The organism is Desulfogranum japonicum DSM 18378 (genome assembly GCF_000429945.1).
In the GTDB taxonomy this organism is placed as follows: domain Bacteria; phylum Desulfobacterota; class Desulfobulbia; order Desulfobulbales; family Desulfobulbaceae; genus Desulfogranum; species Desulfogranum japonicum.
Genome location: NZ_AUCV01000022.1, coordinates 62,180 through 79,103, shown reverse-complemented (window position 1 = coordinate 79,103; position 16,924 = coordinate 62,180). Strand labels below are relative to the sequence as shown.

The 16,924-nt window shown below is 43.9% G+C and carries 12 protein-coding genes and 1 pseudogene; 2 read left to right on the top strand and 11 right to left on the bottom strand.

Annotated elements, in window-relative coordinates:
- Positions 1-15 precede the first annotated feature (15 nt).
- Positions 16-2,382 (bottom strand): fatty acid cis/trans isomerase, encoded by a 2,367-nt coding sequence (locus G493_RS28995; RefSeq protein WP_028580543.1) that lies wholly within the window; start codon positions 2,380-2,382, stop codon positions 16-18.
- A gap of 130 nt (positions 2,383-2,512) precedes the next feature.
- On the opposite strand from G493_RS28995, the gene ybaK reads away from it, so the two are divergent.
- Positions 2,513-2,980 (top strand): Cys-tRNA(Pro) deacylase, encoded by a 468-nt coding sequence (gene ybaK, locus G493_RS0111725; RefSeq protein WP_028580542.1) that lies wholly within the window; start codon positions 2,513-2,515, stop codon positions 2,978-2,980.
- A gap of 99 nt (positions 2,981-3,079) precedes the next feature.
- Here the strand turns inward: ybaK and G493_RS0111720 are convergent, their stop codons facing one another.
- Positions 3,080-3,766, bottom strand: coding sequence for a PEP-CTERM sorting domain-containing protein (locus G493_RS0111720; RefSeq protein WP_028580541.1), 687 nt, complete (start codon positions 3,764-3,766; stop codon positions 3,080-3,082).
- Between the two features lie 780 nt (positions 3,767-4,546).
- Between G493_RS0111720 and G493_RS0111715 the strand changes: the two genes are divergently transcribed.
- Positions 4,547-5,956: an IS4 family transposase gene (locus G493_RS0111715; RefSeq protein WP_028580540.1), complete on the top strand. Its 1,410-nt coding sequence runs from the start codon at positions 4,547-4,549 to the stop codon at positions 5,954-5,956.
- Between the two features lie 190 nt (positions 5,957-6,146).
- Here G493_RS0111715 and G493_RS34995 read toward each other — a convergent pair.
- The 9 genes and pseudogenes from G493_RS34995 to G493_RS0111670 form a co-directional block, all read right to left on the bottom strand.
- A pseudogene (locus G493_RS34995) lies at positions 6,147-6,262 on the bottom strand (IS3 family transposase); the annotation flags it as partial.
- Between the two features lie 207 nt (positions 6,263-6,469).
- Positions 6,470-7,651 carry a glycoside hydrolase family protein gene (locus G493_RS0111705; protein ID WP_028580538.1) on the bottom strand — a complete coding sequence of 394 codons (1,182 nt, stop codon included), beginning with the start codon at positions 7,649-7,651 and terminating at the stop codon, positions 6,470-6,472.
- The gene (asnB, locus tag G493_RS0111700; RefSeq protein WP_028580537.1) at positions 7,642-9,525 is read right to left on the bottom strand and encodes an asparagine synthase (glutamine-hydrolyzing); all 1,884 of its coding nucleotides are present in this window, start codon (positions 9,523-9,525) and stop codon (positions 7,642-7,644) included. Before asnB ends, G493_RS0111705 begins: the two co-directional genes overlap by 10 nt.
- Positions 9,526-9,529: 4 nt before the next feature.
- Complete coding sequence (locus G493_RS0111695) at positions 9,530-10,597, bottom strand: DUF354 domain-containing protein (protein WP_028580536.1); 1,068 nt, start codon at positions 10,595-10,597, stop codon at positions 9,530-9,532.
- A gap of 8 nt (positions 10,598-10,605) precedes the next feature.
- Entirely contained in the window at positions 10,606-11,475 is an 870-nt protein-coding gene (locus G493_RS0111690; RefSeq protein WP_205623671.1) for a glycosyltransferase family 2 protein, read from the bottom strand.
- Positions 11,476-11,802: 327 nt separating this feature from the next.
- Positions 11,803-13,842, bottom strand: a complete 2,040-nt coding sequence (locus G493_RS0111685) for a tetratricopeptide repeat protein (RefSeq protein ID WP_153306490.1) — start codon at positions 13,840-13,842, stop codon at positions 11,803-11,805.
- A gap of 130 nt (positions 13,843-13,972) precedes the next feature.
- Positions 13,973-14,824 carry a fimbria/pilus periplasmic chaperone gene (locus G493_RS0111680; RefSeq protein ID WP_153306489.1) on the bottom strand — a complete coding sequence of 284 codons (852 nt, stop codon included), beginning with the start codon at positions 14,822-14,824 and terminating at the stop codon, positions 13,973-13,975.
- A 9-nt stretch (positions 14,825-14,833) separates the two neighbouring features.
- Entirely contained in the window at positions 14,834-15,355 is a 522-nt protein-coding gene (locus G493_RS0111675) for a DUF4402 domain-containing protein (protein ID WP_028580532.1), read from the bottom strand.
- Entirely contained in the window at positions 15,333-15,911 is a 579-nt protein-coding gene (locus G493_RS0111670; RefSeq protein WP_028580531.1) for a hypothetical protein, read from the bottom strand. Before G493_RS0111670 ends, G493_RS0111675 begins: the two co-directional genes overlap by 23 nt.
- Positions 15,912-16,924: the final 1,013 nt, after the last annotated feature.

The window sequence follows — 16,924 nt, the reverse complement described above, 5'->3', positions numbered from 1 at the left end:
GTTATCTTTTTTGCATTATTCGTAGGCTTTGAAATAGTAACGGTTCAGGTCAAAGAGACCTGCCTGTACTGGCTCATCTGTATTGAAACGTTCCTGGAACCAGTCATACTGTTTCCAGAAATCAGGATTAGCCCGATTAACGCCCCACCGATTGAAGATAGCCCTGGCCTCTTCTTCCTCATATTGGTCCAAATTGGTAAGAAACTCGAAAAATTCCGGCAATTCATTCTGCTCTATGTCCATAAAATAGTTGGGGTAGGAGCCGTGAAATCCCTGGATAAAATCTGCCCGATCTTTTTCTGGGTGCAGTGTGCTTTCTTCTCGAAACAGAAAGGCTACATTATCATGCCACCGGTTGATGATGATTGAGACAACTGCACTGGTCCCATCATTTTTCCGTATGCGGATATAGGCCAGATTGGAGTGATGGTTATGGACAAGGGAAAAGAATTTGGTACCTGGCTGAGAAACAGCCCGAAATGCTGAGAGATAATCCTGCAGCGTTTCATATGATGCGGGTAGAGGAGGGTATTCTTTTCCTGCTGGCAAATAGTTTACCGGATCAAAATGGATATCTGCCGCCGGGAGAAAATGGTTGTTGACCAGGTGCTCAATAAACGCCTGTTTGGGGTTGTCCTCTGCAAGGGAAATCCCATCTGGTATTCCTGGATCATAGAACAGCTGATCTTTTTCCGGAACACCTATATACCAGGAGGAAAACATGTCTTTACGCATTTTTTGGGGCATGTAATCCAGGAAATAGGTTTCCCCTTCCTGCCGCAGTCCATCCATATACAGGCGAACGGCCAGCTGATGACCAACCGTGCCATACACATCAAAACCAGCTACAAGGGCATAATAAATTCGTTCCAGCAATGGAAAATCCATCACCCATATGGTCCGGGGCAGGGCTCCCAGGGGGCCTTTGTGTACAGAGGCGCTGTCAAAATGGCGGTAGACGGTAAGCAGGGGCGTATCCTGGCTGCGGTTACCTTTCCAGATGGAATCATAATCCAGGCCGTGAAAGTGGTGTGCAGCATAGAATTCCTGTCTGGCATGGAAGTAGTTTTGCAGCGCCTTGTGATATCTGTTGCCAATCAGGTCACGCACAGGGAAGGTGCTGCCTTTTTCAATGGGCATGATAAGATTATCTTTCTGTAGTTTGAGAAATCCTGGAAAACGTACAGAGAGATCATGGTCCGGATCCTGAAACACTACCCAAAAATGATCATGGATAACATTCAGTGCAACCTGACCACGGCATACAGGGCCTCTGATAAAGGTCATGATGATGTAATTGACGTTATCCAGCAGGAATTGGTAACGGGAACGAGGCGGGATCTGTTCAAAGGAGACAAAAGGGTTGGCACTGATGACGGGGTCGTACCCGCTCTGATGCGGTTGTTCGAGCCATTCCGGTTCAATGAACAGTTCTTTGATTCTGCTCAGCTGTGCTGTGTCCAGAGGGAAAACCATGTGGGTTTTGTGGACAATGGTTGAATGGATTACGCGAAAGCGGTAATAAAACTTCTCTGTTTCCGGGTCATCGTAGGGCCTGACTGTATCAATGAGATCAATGGGGCTGCCTGGAGGTGTCCTGGAACGCAGGAGTTCAAAATAGGCATTGGTCCCGGTATTGAATGTTATATGTGCCAGAAACAGATGTTCATACAGATAGCGGGCAGTCATGGCATGCTTGGCATCTTCCTGGTTGAGGAACGTTTCCCAGATTTGTATTGCCTGTGCATCTGCAGGTTTTGGTGTGGTTAGAGCCTTCTGTTGATCAGGGGTTGGGCCTTTGGCGCCCTGGGCCAGCCAGCCGGCAATGAGGTTGAATTCTTCCTGTTGTAATGGCGGGAAACCAAAGGGCATACCGCGATTGGGATGCTTTTCCAGGTAGCCTCCAAGCTCAATACGGGTGGCGGAACATGTCAGGTCGTCTGCTTCAGAATAATACTCGCCACTACTTTTGGGGTGATCCATTTTATGGGCCAGGAGCTCCAGCATAAGTGAATCGTTAAAGCCGCTATCTGCTTCGTTTTCTGTTACGGAATGAAAACCTTTGGTACGCCATTCTTCAGTGGTCTGGGCATCAATAAAGAGCCGGGTGGGATCCATGGTAGCCAGTCGGCTGGCATTATAGACCGCTTTTTTGCTTCCACCACGATCCAGGCCTTCATAGGAGGAGAGTTTCAGCTGACAGGGAGAATTATAGCAGGAGTGACAGACAGCGCAGCGTTTATCCAGGATAGGTTTGACTTCAGCCAGGTAGTCGATAGTTCGATGAGGGATCTGCACCTGGATAGGAGGTGGCTCCTTACGGGCACAAGAGAATAAAAGAATGCTGAAGAGCAGAAGAAACGGCGCTATCTTTTTTGCCATGGCGGGTGTCCGTTTGTTGAGGTGAAAAAGGCATTTATATAAGTGTACTCCATAACATCCCGAAGAACGAGTACAGAGATATTTTTTTAAGACACACTGTGAAACAATCACGGTAAAGGAGGATATTGACGTGACCCCGGCAATACGTGCTGCAAAGCGGGCAAAAATTACTTACACACTACATGAGTACAGCCATGATCCCCAGGCTGCATCCTATGGGACTGAGGCGGCGGAAAAGTTGAATCTACCTGCGCAACAGGTTTTCAAAACCCTGGTTGTACAGATTGGAGACAGAGAACTGGCCGTGGCTGTTGTTCCTGTGTCTGGCCAGCTTGACCTCAAGGCAATGGCCAGGGAAATGCAGGTGAAAAAAGTGAAAATGGCAGAAGCCTCGCAGGTTGAAAAAACAACAGGCTATGTTCTGGGAGGGGTTAGTCCCCTGGGACAGAAAAAAGTACTTCCCACGGTTATTGACCAATCTGCAGAAGTTTTTCCAACAATCCATGTGAGTGGTGGTAAAAGAGGACTGGAAATTGAGTTGGCGCCCGGAGATCTGGTGCGGCTCACCAAGGGGCGTCTGGCTATGATCAGTAAATGATCAGATGCATATTTGCGTTTTTTTAAGTCACCTGTATCCTGATGAAATCTTCTTTTCAGGATACAGGTGCCCCAGTGTTTTTGTTCGATTTACCGGAAATTATTTCCTGGATTTACGACTGGCTGCTGCCAGACCGGCGAGTCCTGCGGCAAACAGGAACATGGTGCCTGGTTCTGGGGTAGGGGTGCCGGAAGCTGGCGGAATGTTCACGTCATTGATAATAAGCTGGTATGTTTCCGCTTCACCCTGCCATAAAGAACCGGTGGGTAGAAACAGCGCATCATAACGGGCACTGTCACCCTGGAAATAGTCGCCCAGATTATGGTAACCAGGATAAACCGAAGCTGTACAGGTTACCCTCGCCAGAAGATCCAGTGTGCTGTTGAGAGAATCATCCAGCAAGAATGCATTGGATATAAAAGAAAAATCAGTTTCTCCGGAAGCTACGGGTTGGAGGCCGAAAAGCACTGTGTCGCTCGGTTCGTCAAATGAGCCGTCATTTCCCCAGTCAACCCAGATTTTCGCCAGATCAGCATAATGGCTGCCAGCATTGTCCTTATGCACGTCGATTTTAAAGATGACTTCCTGGCCTTTGGTCAATTCATCGTTTCCCCAGGTTACTCCATTATCAACACTCCAATAAATTCCATCGATCTCCTGCCAAGATGCATCGCTATGGGTTGGTGCCGTATAGCTTGTTGAACAGGCTGAAGCAGCTGAAGCGAAGACCGTAACGCCGGCCACTACCAGGGCCGCAATTCTGGCAATGTTTTTGGTGGTGTACATGAACTCTCCTTTTGTAAGTGAAATCTCGATACTGTAAATGATTAATGGAGTTAAGCAATAAATGGTCCGTTTTTAAAAAATAGTTAAAACAAACAGATTTACAGCAAGTTGTGATTAGTGTTTGCAGTGGAGACGTAAAAAACGAACTAGGTTTTTTCGAAAATTCGGAAAAAAGAATTCTATATGTATGTCAGCAGGGGAATAGCTCAAGGTAAGTGTCGGTTGTTCTTTGACAGCTATTGTAAACGACAGGGAGGGGTGAGGTGGTAGATAGAAAAAGTATGCAAGTGCAGATGGTTAAATGCGTTTGCTTTTTTCTGTAAGTTGAACATGCCGTATCAGATGGATTCCCATTATCGATTTCCTACAATAACTAAATAGTGGAGAGCAAAATAATTTTTGTCGGCTTGGCGCTGTCCTTAGCTGGTGTCTGCCCATAAATGAGGAGTGTTTAGAAATGACAACCCAAAATTGACCACCTTAGTTTTTGAGTAAAAGGGGGTGTTTGTCGGCCGGTGCTCCTCCCCGGTAACGGAGGGAGCCCTAGAGGGCATAGCCGTCAGGCTAAGCAAAAAAATATCGGACAAACAGTAGATTAAATAAGAATCGCAAGCGCCGTATGTCATCAACGAATAATAGCATCCCCTTAACCGAGGAGTATCTACCATTCACTACCGGCGATTAGATCGTTGTCATTATTTGACGTCACTAATAGTACAATAAAAAATCAAGATAACATAAATATTTTAATTGTAATTACGATAGGTTATCCTTTTCAGGATGATCCACAAAAACGATTATAGCTTCATAGAACGATCCATTCGAGATCAAATTTACACTCAACTTGATCCGATGGAAATAGATAAACTTGCCCGTGATTGCGAATTTGTTCAAAGAACCGGTTCGATAAATGGATTCACTTTTCTTTGTTTGTTAGTTTTCAACAGTGACAACTTGGCGTCGGAGAGTCTCAATGACTTAACCGTCAAATTGGAACTGGACTATGGCATCAGCATAAAGAAGCAGTCTCTGGACGAGCGTTTTAATCGCCATGCGGTTTGCTTTCTTAAAACAGCACTCGGTCAGCTGTTGAGCAAACAGATATCCAGAAACAATCCATTGCTGCTGAAGTGCAAGTATTTTAATCGGATATTGATCAAAGATTCGGTTTGTTTTCAAGTGGATAAAACGTTGGCAGAGTATTATCCCGGGAGCGGAGGCAGTGGTTCCACGGCCAACGTGAGAATTCAGTTTGAGTACGATCTACTGTCCGGCCAACTAGTTGATCTCAGTTTGAATGCATTCAACGATCAGGACGCCACCAACTCAACAATGACCCTGGATGTCATTGGCGAAGGCGATCTGGTTATACGGGATCTGGCTTATATGCATCTTAATGCACTAAAAGGCATTGTTAAAAATCTTGGTTACTTTCTTTGCCGTCTGCAAAGTCAACAGGATGTGTACCAAATTCGGGATGGCGAGGTGATGAAATGTAACTTTGGCCAGATCGTGAAAACCATGAAGAAGTATGGGGTAGAAAAGATCGAAGAAAGAGTATTCCTTGACAAGGAGCAAGAATTTGATGTGAGGCTCTTGATTTATCTGTTGCCCGAGGAGATATATCAGGAAAGGATACGCAAGGCGAAGAAAAATGCTAAAAAGAAAGGGCGGCAGTTAACCAAAAAGTTTAAGGCACGATGCAAGCTCAATCTTTTTATAACTTCTGCAGAGGAAAAGATGATTTCTCTGGAGACTGCATGGAAGGCATATACATTGAGATGGCAGATCGAACTCGGGTTTAAGGTTTGGAAATCGTTGTGGAAGATTGACAATGTAAAAAAAGTAAAGAAAGAGCGGCTGGAGTGTTACATCTGGTCAAAATTGTTCATCATAGTGCTCAGCTGGCAAGTTCTGTGGGTCACCAACGCTCTGCTACGAAAGCTTGATGATCAGAGTCTCAGTTTTTATAAAGCATCTAAAACCATTATTCACTCTCTGGATAACTTTAAGCAGGCGCTTCTCGGCGGGACATTGACAACGGTGAAATTTCTGGTTGGATTTTTTGATCTGAGTCGTAGAAGGCACCTTTTAGAAAAGAAAAACCGAAGTAACAATCACTTCCCGGATATACTATTTGGCACATTCAGCCTGAGCTATGATGGCGAGGTGATACAGATGGCCGGATAAAGGGGCTTAGCCTGACGGCTATGCCCTAGAGGGGAGTCGGGAGAAGATTTCCGCCTACACAACATCAAGAAGTTACAGGGAATGTATATTCAGCTACTGACTTCTTTGACGTTGGAAAGGGATTTTTTTGACACTTTAACAAACTGTTTTTTGTTATTTTGTTCACCACCCCTAAATCCGAAACAATCAGTTTTTCTGTATCTTGATACCGTTCCCTGACTCTTTCGCAAAGAAGGCTGCCGCTTTTTTTAATATTTCACGCTCCATTTGTAAGCGACGATTTTCCTTCTTGAGGCGGACTATCTCTTTACGGAGATCTTCGTCTTCCTGTGATTCTTGCTCAGTTAACAGATTGACTGCCGGATCTTTAAATTCTTGCGTATAACTTCGCTTTTTTGCTTCATATGGCACCTCCTTGTGCGGAAATAATACCCGCTCTTAAAAAAATGTCATTTTTATCCTACCACCTCAAGAAAATCAGTCTGGATACTTTTTGGATTCAATGCAAGTTCATCACCTATCCAAACTCACTCTCCATGCTGAAAGTCCTCGAAACATCCAGGCATTACACCAGCGCAGCAAGGTAAATTTTTTTGTATAATACCGTCCTTTTTGATAATAAAATCGGCCAGATGGATGATAGAGGTTTCTTATTGCCCAGTCCGCTATTTGGTCAAGTAATTTTCTGTAATTATATCCATTGGCTACGGCGAGAGAAAAAGTAATAAGTCCCTGCGCAGAGCCATGGACATCGTGAGGAAAATCTTTATCACTCATCCACCGAGGAGAACCATCTTCATTGAAAAGGTGTTCTGCATAAAAAGCGAGACCTTGTTCATAATTGCTGCGCCATGACCAGTCAGAAGCCGCCTCCATATAGCGCCAGAGTGCATCGAGAATAAAGCCGGTGTGGTAGTTGTCATGCCTGATAAAAGAATCTCCGGGAGGATCAGTATAGAACCAGGCGCCATAGTCTGTTTGCTGACTGACAACATAGCCGACTAATCGCTTAGCGTTTTCAAAATGGGCTGTATCTTCTGAGAGTTGACAATATTGAGCTATGACCGCGCCAATTAAAATGCTTACGTCTATCACTCTCATTTTCATAGGCATTGGCATATACCCCAGACAAAGTGAATCTGGTGTATCTTTGAGAACAGTCAGGTCCTTCATGAAAAAATGTATAGCCCCGCCTACAACTTCAAGATATATGCTTTTACCGGTAACCCTGAAAGCTTTAAGAAATGCTTCGCAGACAAAACAGCTGACCACAGCATTCGGGGTATGTGCTTGAGCAAAAAAGCCGAGATCCTGCCAAGGATAGGGATATCCCCAGCAATTCCCTGACCAGCTACCCTGGGAACGAATATCGAGCAATTTCTGTAAAATTTGCTCTGCCTCCACAAGAAAGACTTTATCTCCTGTCGCTATGTGCATATCAAGCAGAGCAGATGCAAAAAGTCCCAATCCCTTTGGATTAAGTGTTCGAGGTACTCCAAGAAGAGGCCTAATATTACAAGGTGCACGCATTACAGACTGAATAGCAATAAGGCGTGGCCATTTTGCCCAACCAAGAAAGAGCTGTAACAAAGGACTGTTAAGTCCATCATGTTTGTTATATCCCCGAAACTCCTGGTCTTTGCTCCAGGCATACACTTTGTCCAGGATCGGTGGTATTTCTTCCTTTAGTGCCATGTAGGTATTTCCTCTCCTCTTTCAAAAAGATTCAGCCAGACAGTAACGCCGAGCATCAGATAGAGTAAAAAATAGTGCCATCGCAGGCGAAAGTGTGGTCTTGCGTCAAGAACTGTTTCTACGAACTGAGGATTAAACAGGCCGTCCTCGAGTAATCGTTTTCTGCTGAGATATTTTAGACAGAGACCTCGTAAATGACTGTTAAAAAACTGTTCAATCGGCACCTGGAAGCCGCTTTTGGGTCGATTTAGAATTTCTTCAGGCAGCCAGGCAGAGACCGCCTGTCGCATGAGATATTTAAGCTGCCCTTGGGGCATTCTTTTTGCCGGATCAATAGCGGAAACGAGAGTTACGAGATCTTCGTCAAGAAACGGGACTCTCACTTCAAGGCCAAAGGCCATACTTAATCGGTCTTCCTGAAGCAAGAAATCATTCACCATCTTGTTTTCCATCTCATACCTGGCTGTTGCCCTGATGACTTCTTCATTATGGTGCCAGGCAGTGCGGAGAAAAGCAAAACTGTCATCGCAACCCGCCCTCAGGAGTCTAGTGCCATACAGCCGTTTCCGGTTCTCAGGAGTATCCCAGACATTACGAAGAATACCATACATCATTACAACATCAGGGAAGTGGTTCAGCAATTTGGCAGCCCTGCCAAACTCCTCAAAACGGGGAGGCAGTAATTTGAAAAATGAACCAGTTGTCAGCCCGAGCAAACGAAGAAGGCCCTCCAGCCCTTTACCTGATAAGCTGCTAAGCTTTGCCATTAACTTATGGATATTGTAACCGAGAAAAATCTCATCACCACCGAGTCCTGAAAGAGCTACTTTAACATGATTGGAGGCAAGCTCAGCTGCTAATGCAGACTGCCAGGCGTTGACCTTAGGCACCTCAAGATGATAGACTATCCGAGAAAAATAATTTTCAAATTGTGCTGTCACAGGCTTCTGAAAATTATCTACCTGAAGATAACGGGCGGTCTCCGCAGCCTGCTCAGCTTCAAGTGGAGAATCCCCTGTCTGAATTGTAAACGTTGGCAGCTTTCTCTCTGGCAATAGCGATCGTGAAGCAATGGAACAAATGGTTGCCGAATCAATTCCTCCTGAGAGGTATGCCCCTAGCGGCACATCGCTTACCAATTGCCTGCGGATGGCCGTTGTTAGACAACTACGAATTTCCTCCAGACTGCTGTTATCCTCGACAGGAATATGCTGCGTCCATTTTTTGACAGCGAACCGATTATTCTGCCAAACAAGGTAATGTCCAGGTGGCAAGTGGCAGATATTATTAAATAATGTTTCCTGTCCGGGGATATATCGATAATTCATCAGCAGATGAAGCCCGTTGAGGTTCATCCCTGGGAAAACTGGTAGCACTTTCAGGATAGCCTTTATTTCAGAGGCAAAATAGAGAATACCCTGATATTCGGTATAAAAAAGTGGCTTGATTCCGAAGCGGTCGCGGACCAGGCAGCCTCTTTTTTCTTTATCATCCCACAGTGCAAAAGCGAACATCCCTCTGAAATCTTGAAATGCTCTTGTTCCTCTGGCAATATAGGCCTGTAGAATGACTTCTGTATCAGAATCAGTCTGAAATAAACAACCCTCGTGCTGCAATTCTTTCCTTATTTCTCTATAATTGTACAGCTCACCATTATATGAAATATGAAAACGTTTTCCCTTTTCTGACATGGGCTGCAAGCCGCCTTTGAGGTCAATAATTGCCAACCGTACATGCCCCAATGCAGCCTGTTGAAATAACGTCTGGCCTCTGCCGTCAGGACCTCGGTGTTGCAGGGCGTCTAACATTCTGGAAATGCAGCCAGCATGAAGTTGCTCATCTTTATTTTCAAAAAATCCTGCAATTCCGCACATTAACTTACCCTATATTGGCAAACTGCGCCTTGTATGTATTTATTGATTGAGGATATTTTTCGACAAATTGACAAACAAACTCGGCCACATCAATTTTTTCTGCTAAAAGTTGTGCCTGTTTATCTTGCCAGACCGAGGGGGCAATCTCCAGAATTCCAGCTATAGTCTTTTCTATCACAGGCCAGTGCAAATTTTTTAAATGAACGGCCATGCCATATCGCCTCTCCTGTTCATCCATATAACCGCGACTAGAATGAGCTGCATAAATTGCTGGAATACCTAAGGCAACACATTCAGAGGCCATTGTGGCACTTTCACCGATAAAGAGATTCAGATAGGCCATCAGGTGGTGGATATCCTCAGGAGGCCCGGTATACCGAAACGCTAAAAGATCCTTTGGCAATTCCCCTTCTGAGGAAATCAGAACATTCCCTCTGGCAGCAAGGTAATTGGTAACTTGCCTTAACAGGTCAATATTCCAGCCTTTTTCAGTTACATCATGGCTGGCCTGCCAGGAAACTACCCGAATCAGAAAATTCAGCTTTTCAGGGTGCAGTCCGCAGGAAATAGCTTTTTTTTTGTCAGGAGTAAAACGATTTGGGTGAAGGTAACTCAGTTCATGATAACCAGGATAGCGTAAGTGCCAGGGAGGCAGCCATTTCTGATAACATGAAGGGACAACTACCATGGAGCAGAAGGGGTAAGTAATAAGGTTTGATAACGTGGCGTTTTCAGTGTCGTAAAATACAATTGATGGCGTTCGGGAAACAAAACCTACATGGGCAACAAATATTCCGCCTATTCCTGTCAGGATATCAGGCTTTTCACTTCTGACAAGTTTAAACAAGGCAAGATCTCTTACCAGTAATTCCAAAGCCATGCCACCAACGCTGCCTTTATTCATGGCAGATAAAACATGGTGTTCTACTTTTAAAGCATCGAGGAGATCAGTGGCAATTTCTTTATAACGGGATGAAACAATAACTTTATGCCCTGCTTGTTGCCATTTTTTTATAGGATGTGAAAAGAAATGGACGTGAGCTGGATGACCGATATCGATAAGAACTTTCATGCCATCAGTTACGTTGTCCGTTCATAACGAATCTGGGTTACCTGCTCAGACACTAATCCCATCATGAACACTATCGCAGAGGTTGATAGTAGTAGAGCGGACATATTGGTGAATCTGTGCAATGTGAAAAAAGTATACACATAATGACCCATACCCATGATAAAAAAGAATAAACTCACAGGAAGGAAAATCCGTAATGGTGAAAAAAGCGTGGCAATCTTTGTTATGATAAGAAAGAAGCGCATTCCATCCTGAAAAAGTTTTATCTTACTCTTGCCTTGTCGTTTGCTTATCTTAATAGGAAGATATTTAATACTTCTTCCGCTACGCAAATATGCTATGGTCAGTGTTGACGGGTAGGAGAAGGTGTTTGGAAGCAAATAAACAAAATCTCTGGCTGTCTCTGTTTTTACAAGACGAAACCCAGAAGTAAGGTCTTCTACCTTAAACTTTGTCACATAAGATGCCAGGTTATTATATATCTTATTGGCAAAATTGCGGAGCATGGAAGCCTGGCCTTCACTATTTCTTGCGCCGACGATCATGTCATGGGTGTCTTTATACTCTAACAACCGGGCAATATCATCAGGATCATGCTGTCCATCAGCATCCATCATAATTATCCATTCTCCATTTGCACAGCGGATGCCTGTTTTAATGGCTGCGCCATTGCCAATGTTATATGGATGCGGGCAAACATCAGCTCCTGCTTCCATAGCCACATTCATGGTTTGATCTGTAGACCCGTCATCAATGACTAATACTTCGAAATCAGGATAAAGTTCTTTAATTTTTCTGATTGTATTGCCAATGGACAATTCTTCATTGAAAGCTGGCAACAAAACTGTAACTGATATCGAATTTTGGTTCTCTTGCACAGATTACTTCCTTTTTTATGTAAATTACTATCGAATTAAGGGATGCGGGAAATACTATATATCCAAAAAATGCATAGAATATCGGTTTAGTAACGTCGTCGCGTCAATGGTTCCATATTGGTCGTATTGAGCCCGTGAAGCGACGACGTTACCGAGTTGAGAGACAAGCAAGATTGGATAATTTATTTTTCTCGTGACCCTAACATCTATATATTAAAGGGTAAGGTCACGATGGAAAATGCATCTTTGGGTCCAAGATTTTTTGTACTCAGTCCCTTTGTGCCTTTTGTCCCTGTCGCACATTTTCCAGACTTGCTCCGTGCTGCTTCACCTATCGGTCGAAAAAACTGCTTCTTCAATTTTCTGGGTGGCAAAGGGAAGGCTGCGATACTCATTGGTGTAAAACTTCAGTCTCGCTTTAATAAATTTTTCCGGGAAATATTTTACCAGTACCCCGACCCAGTGCTGCAGTCTCTTTTCAGCACCAGCAGACAGGCTATTTTCAATCAGGGCCATGAGCAGTAAAAAGTCGTCAATTCCCTGGCTTTTAAGAAGTGTTTTTTCAGCCTCTTGATATTGTCCGTTTTTTGAGAGTGCAATGCCCAAGTGCATGATATCTATTTTTTCTGCATGGGGCGCCTCCAATACCTTTGAAAAACTGGCGACCGCATTTTCCGGCTGGTTCAGCCATAGGTAAGCACTCCCCTGCACTGTATACAAAGGTGTCAGGTCAGGCAGGATATCTGTTCCTTTCCGGGTTGCCTGCACAGCCTTTTCAAATTGACCGGAGGCTACCAGGGATTTTGCCAGACCATAATGCGAGGTGGCTAACTTTGGATTATATGCAAGTGATTTTTGAAAATAAGGGATTGCCATATCATATCTGCCGTACCGGTATGAGACTTCGCCCATACTACCAAGAATCAGTTCGTAAAATGAATTGCGCTGCACTTTCTTTGTCAGAGCTGTGGAAAAACAGGTGATGGCGTCAGTAAATTTTTCCTGTGATTGATTCGGATCAAACCCCTTGATCAGTCCTATTTGTTCCCATGGTCGGGCATTATCGGGCGCCTTTTTCCGTGCATCCTCCCAGAGGGAGAGTTTTGTTTTCCACACGTTGTTGCGCTGGTAGGTGTTCCATCCGAGTGTTACAATGCACACCACCACGACTGTTGCAGCAATCGTGCTGATGGCAGGTTTTGTTTCCTTGTATTTGCATGCGGTTTCCACCACAAAAGCAGCAAAGGGAAGAAAGAAAAAAAAGGAGGGCAGATAGTTACGGTGTTCAAAGACCGGTTCCAGCGGAATAACGGTTGACTCCACCAGGTGGTTTACAAAGTAAAATAGAATACCAAAGCTGAGTAAAGGCGCTTTTCGGATAAGAATCAGAGAACCAGCCACCAGAATAGCAATTGCAGCTGTGCTAAGGAGAACACTCGGTTCAAAAAAGGAACCATGGATAACCATATCATGGGAGAAGGAAAATCTTCCGTGATGGGGAAATACGAGAAGGCTGATGTACAAAAGGAGAACTGCAGGCTGGGAGATAAGCCGCTGGTATATGGAGTAGGGTGAGTGGCTTAAAGGTGAGAAAATAGTTTTAAACGAATATGTAGCGTTAAAATAGTAGAGTGCATAACCGGCAATCAGTACTACACAAACACTGATTGAGCAGCGTATAACTTTTGATGTTTTGTCTTCTGCGTCCCGGAACAAACAAAACTCAGCCAAAAGCACACTGAGCGGAAAGATAATGGTATTTTCCTTGGAAAGTGCTGCCAGCAGGTAAAAAAGCAGCGAGAGTGCCAATAAAAAAATATTGAATCCGTGACGCAGGCGAAAGCGCAGATAAAAATAAAAAGCACAAAGAAAAAACAGGGCTGCCATTAAGGACATACGCTGAACAATATAGGTTACCGCCTGTATCTGGATGGGATGCAAAGCCCATAAAAGAGTAGCTGTCAGCGCAATCAATTGTTTTTGCCGGGTGGTGAAACGGCCTGAAAAAAGAGGGATGGATAGCAACAGGGTGACGGTCCCGTATAAAACGAGAGCACACAGAGAATGAATAAGAATGTTTACCACATGATAGCTGGTCGTATCTGTTTGCGAGAAATACCAGTTCAGGGCAAAAGTGAAACAAGGGATGGGGCGATACATCTTCCCAGGTACTTTTGGTTCTGCAAAAAAAGTACTCCACAGGGTGGTTGGTTGCAGGTTCTCTATGTGCAGGGTTGAGTTGTCCAGGATATTGGGCTCATCGTCAAATATCCATGGTGAGTGCAAGGTGTTTGAGTAGACCAGCAGGATGGCACAACATATGACAGTTGCTGTTGCCAGCGACCAGAGCATCAATGGGCGTTTCATAATAGAATAGAAATAGGGTATTGTTTATCGTTCTCTGAGCCTCTCAAGGGGAGGAACCAAACTGCAATAACCCTGCTGAAAAGATAGTGCTGTGCATTTTCCTGGTTGGATTTATACAGACACAACAACATCAACTACCCAGCGGAAAATCCCTGGTGGTTGTCTGTTTTTTACCAGGCCTCTTTTCTGCTACCCCTCTGCTGGGGGTATACTGCACTCGGATGGAGCCGCTCTGGAGCTCCTGTTCTGTGATATCTTTCAGACTAATGATAGACTGTTGCTGTTTTTTCGGCTGATAGATAGCAATCCCCTGAGCTAAGCCAACTCTTTTGGTTTGCTGATTACTGTTTTTCGGCACATAAAACAGATACACATTGCCAAATGAAGAGAGCTGGCCTTCTCTGGAAAGCGTGACAAGCGCCACGTTTCCGTATTCTTCAGTTTTTTGTACTGTAAATGCTGTGGGAGTAACCTCTGCAGGTGGAAGCTCATGCTGGATAATTATCGGAAATCTGGTGCTGACAATAACGTCCAAATCAATTTTTAATGCTTCACCACTAGCTTCTTTTTTATCTTTTTTATCTTTTGGAACAGGAGTGATCTGGAGGTGGGTAATGTATTCTCCTGGCGGAAGATCCTTTGGTTTTCGCACCATAAGCTTGACAACCTGGTGCTCCTTAGGGCCGATGGTCGCCCTTCGAGGAGAGAACCGGATCATTTTTCTGACTATTTGTTCTTGTTCAGTCTCATCTGTGGCTACAACACGTTTTCCTTCCTTGTCATGCAGGTTCACAATGGATATCGCATAGTGCACCTCTTCTTCAGAAATATTGACAATTGTCATCTGTTCAGCCCTGTGACGATCATCAAAAATAACCCTGAGCGGACTCGCCATCAACATGTATTGAGAGCCTGCGTAGGCAGAAACCGTTGTGATACATGCAGTTACCAGAAAAACGAGAAAAGTAGTTAATCGTTGCATAATAGCAGGTTACAAATAAGTTATTTGAATATAGATAATGCCCTCACCCTGATAGCTTCCCTCTGCTGACCCGCTGCTGATGGAGAGTCGACCGCCAATACTAGCCTCTATTTCCTGGTTATAGCCAGGGTGCTCAAGTATGGAACTGCTATATTCGGAGAGTTGTCTGATATCCTGAACAGTAAGCTCAGCCCCATTATTTTTATTTTTAAGGATGATGGAGTCCGGATAGTTTATTTGCACCTCAGCTTCCTGTTCGAGCCTAATGATTAATAAGCCACTGTGCCCCCCTGAACGGAGCAGCCCTTTTTCAACGTGAGGGCTGACTGTTCCTCCGTCGCTGGCATCAATGGTAACTGTGTCACCGCCCGGCTGGAAGATGATGTCACCAAACTCTATTGACCTGTTCAGCCTTATCTCTTCTACAGCATATGCTGAAGAAGAAATAAGGCTGATGATGCAACAGAAAAGTGCAAATAAAATGTGTTGTAAATTATTGGAAGTCAAATTATTGAAAATCAATGGTGACATTAAAAGGTGCGCCAGTTCCAGTACTGGTGCTGTACGCTTCCATCGGTATTGCAGTAGAGTCGGCAATAGTAATTACTCCACCTATATGAACATAGGAGGGGGTATTGGCAAATCCTCCTGCTGGGTGGGTATATGTAGTGGTAGAGTTAGCTTTTATACCACTCAAGGTTAGAGTTGCTCCCGAAGCACCCCCTAAAGTTGCAGTGTCATCAGCATCAACAGTTACCAGAACCTCGATTGGAGAAGTGATAGTGATTAATCCACTCCCGGCTGTTCCTGAAAAAGTCGAGGATCCTGCAGTATCTGTAGGAGTTGCTCGGACTGATGAAAAAGTATCCTGCGCAGAGGCATCAATCTCCAACGTGGCGGCCGTCGGATCAAGGGTAACTGTGCCGAATTCCACGTCATTCGTTTTCACTGCATCTCCTGCGGACTGGAGAGTAACGCTTGCGTCCATTGAAACATCAACAGCATAAACTGTTGCACCTGACAAGGATAACACTCCAAGGAACGCTGCTCCGGCAACAATCTTCTTCTTCATACCTTTCATTGTCATCTTGACCTCCATAAACTAGTTGTTTGCTCTTCTTCCTTGAAGAGCCTGAAAATTAACAAGGAATTTTTTCCTTATGGTATTATTCGGTTGATTGGAAAAAAAAATTAAGAGAAAAGTTAAATTGTCATAATTTTTGTTTTTTTTGCTATCACTCCAAATAGTTATATGATCTTTTCGGATTTTCTCCAGGGAAAAGCCATCAATTGCTTTATTTTTCAGTTCCTGCATTTTTCTGATGCTCTTGCTTGCAACCGAGCTATAATTTATCCTCCCATCGTATGACCGTCCTTTGATAATTACGGCAGAAAAAACATTTTATTCATACCGATTCTATGTGCTGACTGGGTGGACAGCCACATGCCGAACACAGATTCGTTGATAGAACGGCTAGTATCATTATGGAGGGGAAATACAAATTTTCAAAATATTTTGGCAAATGAATGACCAAATATCGTTTTTGTATTCTTTCCAATGGGCGAAATGAAATCAGTCTTTCACTAGGGCTAGGGAAGACGCACCGTTCCGCAACTATGACAAAGACCAAAATACAAAAATAGACAGATGTAGCGATTAGCTTAACATCATTTCGTCATGTAGTATCTTAAGCAAAGAAATAAAAAAGTGCAGGTAAATATATGGTAAACATCTAGACTCAAATTCGGTTAACTCGAATTATAATCCGTGTCAGAACGCTTTTGTAATCAGGGGGAAACTATATTTCACTTGTAACACGGAGATTTACCAGATTCCTCATTTTTTTATAAATATGGATATATGTGTTTCCATTCATTCATGTAAATTTTAATCATCCGATAAGGCACCTTTTAAAGGTTGAAGAAAATATTATATAAAGTAAAAGGGTTAGCTCTTTTTTGTAACTTCTCGAAAAGAGTTGGTGCGTAAATGGTCGCAGGTGCTTCAGATTTGTGTAAGCACGGTTTTTCGCAGGTAAGCGAAGACTTCGGTAGGCTATCTATACGAGAAAGCGAGGTTGTGCATAGATGGAGTATCTA

Coding starts and splice junctions, on each gene's coding strand:
- G493_RS0111715 (WP_028580540.1), top strand. CDS start 4,547: ATGATCCACAAAAACGATTATAGCTTCATAGAACGATCCATTCGAGAT.
- G493_RS0111685 (WP_153306490.1), bottom strand. CDS start 13,842: ATGAAACGCCCATTGATGCTCTGGTCGCTGGCAACAGCAACTGTCATA.
- G493_RS0111705 (WP_028580538.1), bottom strand. CDS start 7,651: ATGGCACTAAAGGAAGAAATACCACCGATCCTGGACAAAGTGTATGCC.
- G493_RS0111675 (WP_028580532.1), bottom strand. CDS start 15,355: ATGTCACCATTGATTTTCAATAATTTGACTTCCAATAATTTACAACAC.
- asnB (WP_028580537.1), bottom strand. CDS start 9,525: ATGTGCGGAATTGCAGGATTTTTTGAAAATAAAGATGAGCAACTTCAT.
- G493_RS0111670 (WP_028580531.1), bottom strand. CDS start 15,911: ATGACAATGAAAGGTATGAAGAAGAAGATTGTTGCCGGAGCAGCGTTC.
- G493_RS0111680 (WP_153306489.1), bottom strand. CDS start 14,824: ATGCAACGATTAACTACTTTTCTCGTTTTTCTGGTAACTGCATGTATC.
- G493_RS0111720 (WP_028580541.1), bottom strand. CDS start 3,766: ATGTACACCACCAAAAACATTGCCAGAATTGCGGCCCTGGTAGTGGCC.
- G493_RS28995 (WP_028580543.1), bottom strand. CDS start 2,382: ATGGCAAAAAAGATAGCGCCGTTTCTTCTGCTCTTCAGCATTCTTTTA.
- G493_RS0111695 (WP_028580536.1), bottom strand. CDS start 10,597: ATGAAAGTTCTTATCGATATCGGTCATCCAGCTCACGTCCATTTCTTT.